Raw genomic sequence first — 12,984 nt, 5'->3', positions numbered from 1 at the left:
CACCGAGACGATGCTCGACGAATGGCGTGCGATTGCTTCACCCTGATCCTTGACCGCCGGGAAGTTCACCGCGAGGGCGATCGACGACGCGATCATGAACAGCACCGGGATGGGCAGGATGTCCATCACGAGTACGACGAGAAGGATCGTCGTCAGCGCAGCGTTGAACCAGAGCAATTTCGGCCGCAAGGTGTCCCGCTTGGGGTCGAGGCCGTCGATGAATCGTCCGGTGTCGCCGCCGTCGTCCTCGGAGTCGTTCGAGCCGCCGGTGCCGGCGCTACCGGTGCTGGAACTTCCACCGTTTCCGACCTTTTCAAGGATGCGCTCAGAAGTCAGGACCAAAGTCCCGATCCTGCGGCGCTCCATGATCCCGAGGTGAATCGCGAATCCGAGCACCATGATCAGGCCGACGATCAACGACGGCACCATCGGCACGAACACGTCGGAGGGTGAGAGTCCCAGCGCGCTCGCGGCCCGGACGGTCGGGCCGCCCCACGGAATGATGTTCATCGTCGCGTTGGACAGGCCGGCGATCACCGTCAGAACGACGGGACTGACACCGAGTTTGAGGTAGAGCGGAAGCAGCGCCGAGGTCACGATGATGAAGGTCGTCGAACCGTCTCCGTCCAGCGAGACCACCATCGCGAGCACTGCGGTTCCGACCACGAGCCTCATCGGATCGTCTCGCACCATCCGCAGGATGAGCTTGACCAGCGGATCGAAGAGGCCGACGTCGATCATGATTCCGAAGAAGATGATCGCGAAGAACAACAGCGCCGCGGTGGGTGCGAGCGACTTGATGCCGTCGGTGATCATGTCGCCGATTCCGAGGCCGGCCCCGGCAAGTAGTCCGAAGGCCACCGGAACCAGAGTCAGTCCCACCACCGGGGTCGCGCGTTTGGTGAGAATCAGGAACATGAACACCGCAACCATGAGGAAGCCGAGTGTGACGAGCATGATGAACTCCTTTAGTGCTGAATTGCCGAGAAAAACGGCACGGCAAATCGAGCCGGTGACCTTCGTGGAGGTGAAACGAAACTTCGGTAGTGCTCAGTTGATGCCGGGCGGATCGAGTGTTGCGTCGACGAACCGGGATTGATCGGTGAGGAATGCGGAGAACTCGGGTTCGGTGAGAACTGCACTGTTCCAACCGTTTCGGCGAGACAGCTCGTTCCAGCGCGGACTTGCCGCCAGATCCCGCACCAAATTCTGCAAGTGCTGACGCTGATCGTCCGTCAGGCCCGGCGGCGCCATGAGGCCGCGCCAATTGGTGAACGTGACGTCGACGCCAGACTCCGCCATCGTGGGCGCATCCACCGCCGGGGTACGGGCCGGCGAGCTGACCGCAAGGACCCGAACCGTGCCTGCCGCAATCTGATCGAGGTACTCACCGATACCGGTGGCGGCTACGTCGACCTGCCTCGTGAGCAGTGCGGGAAGCAGTTCGCCGCCGCCGTCGTAGATGCGGTACGGGGAGCGCGACGGATCGACGCCGACCGCCCGTGCGAACAGAAGGCGGAACAACCCGTCCGGTCCACCTTCACTCGAACCACCGCCGATCGAGATCGACGACGGATCCGCCACCCAGGCCTGCGTCAGATCGGCGAGAGTTTTGTACGGTGAATCTGCTGGAACCAGTAGCGCTTCCGGTTCTTCGACGAGTCTCGCAATCGGTGTCACGTCGGCAAGTGTGTGCTCGGACGGCAGTATCTCGAGCGAACCGAGAACTCCGAGCCCCATGACCATGAGTAGGTCGGGATTCCCGCTTTCGAGAGCCAACCGGTTGAGTCCGACGATGCCGCCCGATCCGGGCAGCACAACGACGTCGGCGTCGACGGTCCCTTCGTCGGCCAGTGCTTGCACCATGGTCCGGGCGGTCAGGTCGTAACCACCACCGGCCACCGAGGGCACCAGCACGCGCAGTTCTTCGGAACTCTCACCCGCTCGGCCACCGGCGACGAAGGACTCGACCGGAGTGCATCCGGTCGAGAGCACGAGAGTCATCGCGCAGGCACCGAGCAGGGCGATATGCCTGCTCAGCCGCTTCGATGTGCTCATGGCTTCGTCCTTGTCTGCCGGTACCGATGTGTGAACAGGTTTCATACTGACGCACTTTGTGACTGGGGTCACCATTGGGAAAGCAAATTGATTTGTGCTCATTGTGCTCACGAACGGCCGCTTTCCCGGCATCGAACTGAAGGCTAGGGTCTGGCTGGTGTCCTCAGGAAACGAGCAGGCGGAGCGAGAGAGCAAGTCGTCTCTGTTTGCCCGGCTGGTTCGCCGCCGGCACACTCTGGCGACACAACTTCTCGAACTGCAACTTCTGATCGTCGTTGCAGTTCTCGTGTGCGTCACCGCCCTCTCCCTCGCGCAGTCGTCCGCGAGTTTCCAACGCGAGGAGGGACGTCGCGCACTCTCGGCAGCGGAATCGCTCGCAGCCAATCCGGCAGTACGCGAGCTACTCCCCCAGGCGCAGACCCGTCTCCGCTCCGGACTACAAGGTTCGGTCGACTCGGTACGCGCCATCTCGGGCGTCACCTACGTCTCGCTTGCCGACGCCGACGGCAGTGTCGTCATTTCGACGCGTCCCGGTGATGTCGGCATCGACGCACGTCAGACGGAGGATCGGTCGTGGACGGGTTTGGTCGACACGCCCTCCGGCAAGGCCGTGGAGGCGCACGTTCCGATTCTCGGCAGCGAAGGAGCGATTACCGGAACCGCGATCGTCGGCATCGAGTACCCCTCGATCTGGACACGGCTGCTGCAGTCTGCACCGAATCTCCTGGTATACCTCGCGGTGGCATCCCTTCTCGGCGGCGTCGGGTCGATCCTGTTGGCCCGCAGGGTAAAACGGCAAACCCTCGGCATGGAAGCCGGCGAGATCCTGGACCTGGTTCGCCAACGTGAAGCAATGCTGCGCGGTCTCAAGGAAGGCGTCATCGCATTCGACGCGCAGGGAAAGGTGGTGCTGATGAGCGACAGTGCCCACCAACTCCTCGACATCCCACGCGGCAGCGCCGGTAGATCGGTGCGGGACCTCGGTCTCGACGACCGCCTCCAGAGTGTACTGACCTTCGGCACAACCGAATCCGATCAGTTGGTTCTTGTCGGCGATCGCCTGCTCGTCCTCAACACCGTCTTGATCGAATCGAAAGGCCGCACCATCGGGTCGGTCACCACTTTCCGCGACCGCACCGAATTGCGCTCCGTGGAAGAAGAACTCGACGTGACCAAAACCAGCACCGACGCACTACGCGCCCACATCCACGAGTTCGACAATCAACTGCACACCATCTCCGGCCTCATCCAGCTCGGCGAATACGACGAGGTGGTCGGCTACGTCGAGGGTCTGACCATGGAGCGCGCGCAGGTCAGCGCGACCGTGACCGAGAAGATCGCCGACGTCGGCACCGCCGCACTCGTGATCGCCAAGATAGGTGCTGCTGCACAGGGGTTGGTCACGGTCGAGCTGGCGGCGGACACGCATCTGGAGACGGTGGACCGCAGACTCGGACGAGATCTCGTGACGGTGGTCGGAAACCTCGTCGACAATGCCGTCGACGCCGTCGGTGAGATGCCGGAAGCCGCGCGCCGCAAGGTTCGGTTGTCGATTCGGGGCCGTGGCACCGCGGTCGAAGTTCGGGTCGAGGACGCCGGCCCCGGTATCGCGCCGGAGAATCGCGACAGGGTGTTCGGCCAGGGTTGGAGCACCAAGGGACAATCGAGTGACGGACACGGTTTCGGTTTGGCGCTGGTGCGCCTGACGTGTCGTCGGCGGGGCGGCGACGTCACCGTGAGCACTCGTTCGGCAGAGGACATCGAGTGGACTGTCTTCAGCGCAGTCCTACACGGCGGAGAGGGCGCATGATCCGGGTACTGGTGGTCGACGACGACTTCATGGTGGCGAAGGTGCACAGCGGATTCGTCTCACGGATAGACGGTTTCGAAGTGTGCGGCGTTGCCCATTCGGCCGAGACCGCACTGGCCGCAGTCGGTGAGTTGCAACCCGACCTGGTTCTTCTCGACGTCCACCTGCCCGGCACCACCGGACTCGATCTGATCGCCCCGTTTCGCGAGCTGGCACCGGAGCTGGATGTTCTTGTCATCACTAGTGAGCGTGAGGCCGGCTCGGTCAAGAAAGCGCTGCGCAGCGGCGTCGTGCATTACCTGATGAAGCCCTTCACGTTCGAGGTTCTCCGTGAGCGTCTCGAGCGGTACCGATCGACATATGCGAATCTCGACAGCTCCGGCGAAGCAGAACAGACAGCAGTGGACGAGGCCTTCGGTGTGGCAGGTGGCGCGCCCGGGGCGTCGTCCCACAAAGGTTTGCCCAAAGGACTCAGTCCTGAGACCCTTCAGCTGGTCGAGGCAGCACTACGAGACGAAACCGAACCCGCCTCGGCCACAGATATTTCCGAGAGGGTCGGCATCTCACGTGCGAGCGCGAGGCGCTACCTCGAATACCTCTACGAAACCGGGCGGTCCACCACTTCGCTGAAATACGGAGTGGTGGGCCGCCCGGAACGTCGTTACGTCTGGAAACGCTGACCCTTCGCTCCACGACGCTGGTTCCTAGACCGCGCGGGCGCTGGTCTCCCAGTACCGCGCGCGCAGCGCCTTCTTGTCCAGCTTGCCCAGCGGCGTCAGCGGAAGGGAATCCACGAAGTCGATGCTCTTGGGCGCGTGAACCGAACCCTTGGCCGCCTTCACCTTCTCGACCAGTTCCTCGGTGTCGACGGTCAGTCCGGCACGAAGTACGACACAGGCCTTGACGGCTTCGCCCCACTTGTCGTCGGGCACACCGACTACCGCCACCGACGCGACAGACGGATGCGCCGAGATCACGTCCTCGATTTCGCGGGGGAACACGTTGAAACCACCGGTCACGATCATGTCCTTCTTGCGATCGACGATGGACATGAACCCGTCCTTGTCCTTGCGCGCGATGTCGCCGGTGTGCAGCCAACCACCCCGGAACGCCTCGGCGGTTTCGGCCGGCTTCTTCCAGTAGCCCTTCATGATCAGCGGGCCACGGACGCAGATCTCACCGAGTTCTCCCTGCGGCACCTCGTTGAGGTCGTCGTCGAGCAACCGGACGTCGAGCCACGGCACCGGACGCCCACACGTGGCGAGGCGGGCCGGATCGTCGGCGAGGTGTTCTTCCTTGCGCAGCACCGAAATAGTCATGCCGCACTCGGTCTGACCGTAGAACTGGAAGAAGATCTGACCGAACTTCTTGATGCCCTCCTGCAGTCTGGCGGGAGACATCGCGGACGCTCCGTAAAACAGCGTCTGCAAACTCGAGACGTCCCGCTTGGGCAGATCGGGGTGGTCCATGAGCATGTAGATCATGGTGGGCACCAACATGGTTGCCGTGATCTTGTGCTTCTCGATCGCTTCGAGCACAGCACCTGGCTCGAAGGCAGGCAGGACGATCAAGGCACCGCCGCGCAGCAAGGTCGGGATGAAGAACGCTGCACCCGCGTGCGAGAGTGGCGTGCAGATGAGGAAGCGGTTGTCCTCGGGCCACTGCCACTCCGACATCTGGATCTGATTGAGCGCAGCACCCGAACGGAAGGATCCGACAACACCTTTGGGCTTGCCGGTCGTTCCACCGGTGTACACCATGCTGCTGGCGTCTGCTGCGTCGACGTGCGCTGCCTTCAGCGGCGCGGGCTCGAACGTGGCAGCCAGCGCGAGGATGTCGATTCCCACCTCGGACGGCCCCATCGAGAGCACGTTGGTCAACGAGGGTGACGACGCCTTCAACTCGGCGGCACGCTCTTCGAAGGCATTGGGATCGAAGATCAGCGTCTCGATCTCGGCGTCGTCGACGATGTACTTGTGGTCGTCGAGCGATCCCATCGGGTTCAAGGCGCTCGCCCGGCAGCCGGTGATCATGGTCGCGCCCATACTGATCAGAACCTCGGGGCGATTCTTCGACAGCATCGCGGTGCTGGTGCCCTGAGTGATTCCCAAAGACGCGAGCGCCTGGGCGAAGCAGCTGATCTGATCGCGCATCTGACCGCCGGTGAGGATCACGTCGCCGAGGTACAGCGCGGGCTTGTCGTGATTGCGTTCCAGAGCGGTGATGAGCAGGTCCGGACCGTATACCGGTCGGTGCAGGTCAGCGAACTCGTCTGTCATCTGGTCTTCCTTCTGCTCGGCGCGTGCAGTCATCGAGATGTGCTCCCGGTCACGGATACGATATCCAGAATTGCACAAAACTGGAACAGGTTCCACCTCTTCGATCGAATCCGAGAATGCTCCCGATCAGCGGGAAGCCCGTCGTCACCCGCGAGAGCGGTGGTTAGCGTCGATGTACCCACCGAGACGACAGCGTCTCGGTCGCGTCCAACGGAGAGTGTCATGACTACCAACCTCGGTACCGCCCACTTCACGGCAACTGCTCCGCGTACTGCCACCACGCTCCTCTCCGATTTCGACTCGTTGTACGGCACCGTGCGCTCGGCACCCGACGGGGCCGTCGTCGAGCAGGACGTCGTGTTCTTCGGACGCCCCGATCCAGGCGCACTGCTCACCGGATCCGTGAGGGCGCTGAGTTCGACACTCGAGCGGATCACCGAATACCACGACCAGACCGGGCATCTGGTGGCCGAGGTCTTCGTCCGGGAAGCCCCGACAGCGGGCACCGGAACCGATTCCGTTGCCGCCCTTGCTGATTTCGCTGCTCGTCGTTACGGCTCGGCGTCACTACGACGCTTCCGCGGACGTTGCACCGCGACTTCCACGGGAACAGATCTGCACTGCTCCGGGACAGTGCTCGCGACGTACGAGAAGGACCACGAGAGCGTGGCCGACGTAGCTCTGGTCGCCACCGATCCCGCTGGGGTCGTCACTGCCCGGGCCTGGGCGACTTACGCGATCGACGATGTGGCGACACTCGCGAGCTGAATCTCTGCAGGTCACCGAGTAGGCGTTCCATCCAGCGGGAACTGCCGTATCTCCAGCGGACGCTTCGTCGTTGTATGAGACGGATCACATCACTGGAGCGTCGCAAGACGCGGCTCGGAGGAAGACATGGCACTCGGAACCGGCCCACTCACCACTACGGACACCCCGACGCAGACGGGCGCCGGCGAGGAAATTCGAGAAATCGAAGCGGCAGCGCCTCCCGCACGGTTCGCACGTGGATGGCACTGCCTCGGACTGAGCAATACCTATCGCGACGGTCAGCCCCACCAGATCGAGGCATTCGGCACCAGCCTTGTCGTCTTCGCCGACAGCAAGGGCGACATCAAGATTCTCGACGCATACTGCCGCCACATGGGTGGCAACCTTGCTCACGGAACCGTCAAGGGCGATTCGATCGCCTGCCCGTTCCACGACTGGCGTTGGGGCGGTAACGGAAAATGTACGGCGATCCCCTACGCACGACGCGTTCCGCCGCTGGCCAAGACGCGGGCATGGATCACTCTCGAGAAGAACGGTCAGCTGTTCGTCTGGCACGATCCCCAGGGAAATCCCCCGCCCGCCGAGGTCACGATCCCCGACATCGAGGGCTTCGGAAGCGATGAGTGGAGCGACTGGAGCTGGAACACGCTCACCATCGAAGGCTCTCATTGCCGCGAGATCGTCGACAACGTCGTGGACATGGCCCACTTCTTCTACGTTCACTACTCGTTCCCCAAGTACTTCAAGAACATCTTCGAAGGTCATGTCGCGAGCCAGTACATGGAATCGGTGGGACGTGAGGACGTCATCAGCGGCACCAACTACGGCGATCCCAACGCTGTGCTCCGTTCGGATGCTTCATATTTCGGACCGTCGTACATGATCGACTGGATCAAGAGCGAAGCCAACGGGCAGATCATCGAGACCGTCCTGATCAACTGCCACTACCCGATCTCGAACAATGCGTTCGTCCTGCAGTACGGCGCGATGGTCAAGAAGCTACCCGGTATGGACGACGAGTCCACTGCCGCGATGGCCGCGCAGTTCACCGAGGGCGTCGAGATGGGATTCCTTCAGGACGTGGAGATCTGGAAGAACAAAGCTCCGATCGACAACCCCCTGCTCTCCGAGGAGGACGGCCCGGTTTACCAGTTGCGTCGCTGGTACAACCAGTTCTACACCGACGTCGAGAATGTCACGGAAGACATGACGAAGCGCTTCGAATTCGAGATCGACACCACCCGCGCAGTGGAGAGCTGGAAGCGGGAAGTCGCCGAAAACGTTGCCGCACGCGACGCCCAGGCACTCGAGACAACCTCCTGATCCGCAGTCGAAAACACTGCTGAGACAACCAGACTGGATGCAAGGAACAACATGACGTACGAAGTGCTCGAACAGATCAACGCGATGGCCGACGACATCTTCGCCGAAGGCATCGAGGCCGAGCGGATCGGCCGGGTGGCCGACGACACCGCCAAGAAGATGAAGGCAATCGGTTCCATCCGCATGCTGCAGCCCAAGGAGCATGGCGGCATGGAGGCGCATCCGCGCGAATTCGCCGAAACCGTCATGCGCATGGCTTCACTGAACCCGTCGGCCGGCTGGGTCCACGGGATCGTCGGAGTTCACCCGTGGCAACTCGCGTTCGCGGATCCCAAGGTGCAGCAGGAGATCTGGGGATCCGATCCCGACACCTGGATGGCATCGCCGTACATGCCCGGCGGAATGTGTATCCCCACCGACGGCGGCTACAAGTTCTCCGGTCGCTGGCAGTTCTCCTCCGGTACCGACCATTGCGACTGGGCATTCCTCGGCGCGATGGCGTGCGACAAGGACGGCAACATGGAGATGCCGCCGCGCATGCTCCATGTGATCATTCCGCGCACCGACTACGAGATCATCGAAGACTCGTGGGATGTCATGGGACTTCGCGGCACCGGCTCCAAGGATCTCGTAGTCAAGGATGCGTATGTCCCCGATTACCGCGTCATGGACTGCGACGAGGTCATCGACGGCACGGCAGTGCGCAAGTACGGGCGCACCGAGACGCTGTACCTCATGCCGTGGTCGAACATTTTCCCCCTCGGAATCACCGCCGCCACGATCGGCATCTGCGAGGGAATGCTCTTCCACGCCAACGAGTACCAAGCCGATCGCATCAACGCGCAGGGCACGGCGATCAAGGACGACCCGTACACCTTGTTCGCCATCGGTCAGGCAACCGCCGACATCCGGGCTGCGCGCGACACCCTGCTTGCCAACGTCGACCGCATGTGGGATCGAGTGGACGCTGGCAAGGAAGTGACCTTCGAGCAGCGCGCGGAGGGACGTCAGACTCAGGTACAGGCCGCCTGGCGCGCCGTCAACGCAATCGATCAGGTCTACCCACGCTGCGGTGGCAACGCATTGCGGATGGACAAGCCGCTTCAGCGATTCTGGCGCGATGCTCATGCTGGACAGCATCACGCAATTCACGTGCCGAGCACCGTTTTCCACGCCGCATCACTGAGCCGTCTCGGCGCAGACCCGCAGGGTCCGCTGCGGGCGATGATCTGATCAGACTTCGACACAAGAAATCGACAGGAAAAAGACACGATGACACGCACCGACATCAAGGGACTTGGCTACGTCAAGATCTCGACCAACGACATGGCACGTTGGCGCACTTTCGCTTTCGACGTTCTCGGCTTCGCCAAGGGCAGTGGGCCGGACGAGAACGCGCTCTACCTACGACTCGACGAGCGTGCTGCTCGCATCGTCGTCGTCGAGGGTGAGCGCGACGAGATCGTCAACATCGGTTGGGAGGTCGCCGACCACGCCGCACTGCGCCGTGTTCAGGAGGCCCTCGAAAAGAACGGCACCGAGGTCGAGCAGCTTTCGCTCGCCGAAGCAGATGCTCGACGGGTCGAAGAGGTCATCGCCTTCACCGATCCCGGCGGAGCAGCCATCGAGGTCTTCCACGGAGCGATCCTCGACCACAGCCCCGTGGTGACGCCCTTCGGCGCTCGATTCGTCACCGGCTCACAGGGTCTCGGCCACGTCGTGCTCCCCGTCATGGACAGTGCTGCGAGCTTCGACTTCTACACCGAGGTGCTCGGCTTCTACCCGCGCGGCGCCTTCCGCCTGCCGGCCCCGCCTGAATTCGGGCCGCTGCGAATCCGTTTCATGGGCGTCAACGAGCGTCACCACAGCTTGGCCCTGTGCCCGGCACCGCACGGCGGCGCACCCGGCCTGATTCACATCATGGTCGAGGTGGACACCCTCGACGCCGTCGGCCAGGCACTCGACCGCGTGATGAAGGACGGATTCTCCGTGTCGTCGACCCTGGGTCGTCACACCAACGACAAGATGATCTCCTTCTACGTCCGCGCACCCGGCGGCTGGGACATCGAGTTCGGCACCGAGGGCGCGAGGGTGGATCAGGACTCGTACTCCTCCGAGGAGATCACCGCTGACAGCTACTGGGGCCACGACTGGTCCGGAAGCGAACCACTGGCAGCTATGTAGTACCCGCCGGTGGCGATCAATACCTGCCGGTGGCGATGCAATACCTGCCAGTAGTTAAACGACGAGGGGGTTTGCGCGAGCATTCGCGCAAACCCCCTCGTCGTTTCCACCGCGACGCGCCCGAAAACAGACCGGTGATCCACTTCACAAATCCGTAACTCTATGACACTATTTCTAATTGAAATAGCCAGTTCACTGGTTGTGGAGCTCTAAGAGAAGTGAGGTACACGATGACACTGCAGGCTGTGGATGCTTTAGGCGCCGATTCGGCCCCGACAGCAATTCTCGATCGCGTCTCGCTGGTTCTCGACGCCTTCGACGGTCCCGGCAGGTTGACGCTCGCTCAAGTCGTTCGGAGCACGGGCCTTCCCCGCTCGTCTGCCCACCGCATGCTCGAACGTCTTGTCTCGATGCGTTGGCTGCGTCGCGACGGCCGTGACTACGAACTCGGTATGCGCCTCGTCGAACTGGGATCGCTCGCGGTTCATCAGGACCGCCTCCACGCTGCAGCCATGCCCCTTCTCCATGAGCTCTACCGAGTCACCGGATTCGTGGTTCACCTCGGCATCCTCGACGGGCCCGATGTGGTCTACATGGAGAAGATCGGCGGACGCCTCGCCGCCGCAGTGCGGACGCGTGTCGGTGTTCGACGCCGCGCCGAGACCACTGCGATCGGTCAGGCACTGCTCGCGTTCGGTTCGCCGAAGTCCTCGGGCTACGCACTGCCCCACCTCGCCAGAATCCGCGAGTCCGGGGTGGCCTTCGAATCCGGAAACGGCCTACCGGGATTCAGCTGTCTTGCGGCACCGATCGGCCCCATCGGCCGCGCCGTCGCCGCGGTATCCATCTGCGCGCCGTCGAAGGCCCTCCGCCTCGACCACGTCAGCGCAGCGCCGGTCCGTATGGCGGCCGCTGCCATTTGGCGAGGCATCGACGGCGGATCGCTGAGCGTCACTCCGACTTTGCAACGTCGTCATCTGCTGCGCAACATGCCGACCGCAGCCGGGGCCTGACTCAGATACTCGAACCGTTGCCGGTGAGCCCGGCTTGCTCGAGCGCCAACACGTACTCCTCGACGTTCTTCCATTTGCCAGGCGTCGAGGGCAACGGTGATCCCAGTCGGTCGTGCTCGGCGACGTTCGCGAACTCGGCGGTCGCACGATCGATGTCGTCGAGCAGTTCGCGAGCAAGTTCGATCTCGGCTCGGAAGTACCGTTCCGACCATCGCAACGTCATGACCGGGAACGACCAGGCCGGCTCGTTCTCGGCATGATCTGCGTGGAGTTTCGCGCGTCGAATCTGCTCTTCGACATTGGCGATGTGGGCTTCCACCAGCGCCTTCAGTCGCTCGGGCTCGTTGAGGTGTCCCATCCACAGACGCAACATCACACCGTGCTTGAGCACCGGAACTTCCACCGGTGCCTCCCGTGACCACGTCCGGACGGCGTCGGTTCCTGACTGAGTAATGGAGTAAAGGCGCTTGCCTCGCACCCCTGGTTCGGAGACGACCCGGGACTCCACGAACCCGATGCTTTCGAGCTTCTTCAGTTCTGCGTACACCTGGCTGATGGACGGGCTCCAATAGACGAAGCCGACTCTCCGGTCAGCCCACTTCTTCAAATCGTTTCCGGTCAGCTCCTCCCCGAACGTCAGCATCCCGAGCACTGCCCAGCTGGTAGCGGGAAGTCCTCGGGACACGTCATCAGGTTCGGACATGCCCGAAGTCTAACAATCACTGGTCATTTGCTGGTTTCGTAGAATCCGAACGGACCGCTGAGCGGGATCAAATTTGCTCGAAACCCCTCCACCTGCCACTCGGTCGGTCCTGACCCGTGCCGAGAAGCCATTGCTGCCATTGAGTGGGACTGCCGCTGGATTACGGCCGCGGCGCCACACATCGTTGCTTCTGAAGCTGTTTGCAGAGTTTTGAACAAAAGATTTGAACAAGGAGACGACATGACCGTGGAAAACGCCGAGCCACCAGTTCTGGACGGACGCACACTTCGCAACGTGATGAGCAATTTCTGCACCGGCGTCACCGTCATCACCGCTCACGACGGAAATTCACCCCTCGGTTTCACCTGCCAGTCCCTGGTCTCGGTATCGCTTGATCCCCCGTTGCTCTCGTTCTGCCCGGCGAAGACGTCGACAAGTTGGCCGAAGCTTCGCGAAACGGGAACTCTCTGCATCAATGTTCTCGCCCACGATCAGCAGGACATGTGTTCGGCGTTCGCGCGCGGCGGGACGGACAAGTTCCTCGGCGTCGAGTGGGATGCCGCCGGCAACGGTGCTCCGGCGCTGAGCGGCGCGCTCGCCCGCATCGAAGCAACGGTCGAGCAGGAGCACGACGCCGGTGATCACACCATCGTCGTCGCGCGCATCACCGATCTGAACGTGCTGCGCCACGACGGTCCGCTTCTGTTCTACCGCGGCGGATTCGGACGCTTCGACGCCTGAGTGCTCAGGCTGTCCCGCTGCGTGGGAGATGCCGGCGCCGAATCGAGCCCGCACCGATAGCGTCCGAAGTAGTTGTCAGACCCTGAACTTCTCGACTGATCGGAC

12 protein-coding genes are annotated in these 12,984 nt (G+C 62.5%); 8 read left to right on the top strand and 4 right to left on the bottom strand.

The genetic code is table 11. From position 1 onward, the window contains the following. On the bottom strand, nt 1-957 hold a 957-nt coding region (locus A2J01_RS31035), incomplete at its 3' end, for a citrate:proton symporter (RefSeq protein ID WP_064114261.1). Nucleotides 958-1,050: 93 nt separating this feature from the next. Continuing rightward, a complete protein-coding gene (locus tag A2J01_RS31030; protein WP_007726742.1) occupies nt 1,051-2,103 on the bottom strand; it encodes a Bug family tripartite tricarboxylate transporter substrate binding protein in 1,053 nt (350 codons plus the stop codon). A 112-nt stretch (nt 2,104-2,215) separates the two neighbouring features. Here A2J01_RS31030 and A2J01_RS31025 point away from each other — a divergent pair, with 112 nt between their 5' ends. Together A2J01_RS31025 and A2J01_RS31020 are read left to right on the top strand one after the other, a co-directional pair. Beyond that, complete coding sequence (locus A2J01_RS31025; RefSeq protein WP_231916154.1) at nt 2,216-3,868, top strand: sensor histidine kinase; 1,653 nt, start codon at nt 2,216-2,218, stop codon at nt 3,866-3,868. Continuing rightward, nucleotides 3,865-4,548 (top strand): response regulator, encoded by a 684-nt coding sequence (locus tag A2J01_RS31020; RefSeq protein ID WP_042452198.1) that lies wholly within the window; start codon nt 3,865-3,867, stop codon nt 4,546-4,548. The genes A2J01_RS31025 and A2J01_RS31020 overlap by 4 nt, the downstream gene beginning before the upstream one ends. 24 nt (nt 4,549-4,572) lie before the next feature. Here the strand turns inward: A2J01_RS31020 and A2J01_RS31015 are convergent, their stop codons facing one another. Continuing rightward, nucleotides 4,573-6,147, bottom strand: a complete 1,575-nt coding sequence (locus A2J01_RS31015) for an AMP-binding protein (protein WP_064114265.1) — start codon at nt 6,145-6,147, stop codon at nt 4,573-4,575. A 222-nt stretch (nt 6,148-6,369) separates the two neighbouring features. Between A2J01_RS31015 and A2J01_RS31010 the strand changes: the two genes are divergently transcribed. The 5 genes from A2J01_RS31010 (at nt 6,370) to A2J01_RS30990 (ending at nt 11,435) form a co-directional block, all read left to right on the top strand. Next, a complete protein-coding gene (locus tag A2J01_RS31010) occupies nt 6,370-6,915 on the top strand; it encodes a hypothetical protein (protein WP_064114260.1) in 546 nt (181 codons plus the stop codon). A 126-nt stretch (nt 6,916-7,041) separates the two neighbouring features. After that, nucleotides 7,042-8,238, top strand: a complete 1,197-nt coding sequence (locus tag A2J01_RS31005) for a Rieske 2Fe-2S domain-containing protein (RefSeq protein ID WP_003944428.1) — start codon at nt 7,042-7,044, stop codon at nt 8,236-8,238. 51 nt (nt 8,239-8,289) lie between these two features. Next, complete coding sequence (locus A2J01_RS31000) at nt 8,290-9,471, top strand: acyl-CoA dehydrogenase family protein (RefSeq protein WP_003944352.1); 1,182 nt, start codon at nt 8,290-8,292, stop codon at nt 9,469-9,471. 39 nt (nt 9,472-9,510) lie between these two features. After that, entirely contained in the window at nt 9,511-10,422 is a 912-nt protein-coding gene (gene bphC / locus A2J01_RS30995) for a biphenyl-2,3-diol 1,2-dioxygenase (RefSeq protein WP_007726736.1), read from the top strand. A 230-nt stretch (nt 10,423-10,652) separates the two neighbouring features. Then, complete coding sequence (locus tag A2J01_RS30990; protein WP_064114259.1) at nt 10,653-11,435, top strand: IclR family transcriptional regulator; 783 nt, start codon at nt 10,653-10,655, stop codon at nt 11,433-11,435. 1 nt (nt 11,436) lies between these two features. On the opposite strand, the gene A2J01_RS30985 is transcribed toward A2J01_RS30990, so the two are convergent. Further along, entirely contained in the window at nt 11,437-12,138 is a 702-nt protein-coding gene (locus A2J01_RS30985; RefSeq protein ID WP_064114258.1) for a PadR family transcriptional regulator, read from the bottom strand. A gap of 240 nt (nt 12,139-12,378) precedes the next feature. On the opposite strand from A2J01_RS30985, the gene A2J01_RS30980 reads away from it, so the two are divergent. Further along, nucleotides 12,379-12,879 (top strand): flavin reductase family protein, encoded by a 501-nt coding sequence (locus A2J01_RS30980; RefSeq protein ID WP_007726733.1) that lies wholly within the window; start codon nt 12,379-12,381, stop codon nt 12,877-12,879. Nucleotides 12,880-12,984 lie beyond the last annotated feature (105 nt).

It is taken from the genome of Rhodococcus sp. EPR-134 (assembly GCF_001647205.1).
Lineage (GTDB): Bacteria > Actinomycetota > Actinomycetes > Mycobacteriales > Mycobacteriaceae > Rhodococcus_F > Rhodococcus_F qingshengii.
The sequence above is the reverse complement of the archived record's forward strand: the minus strand, read 5'-3'. Positions and strand labels throughout refer to the sequence as shown.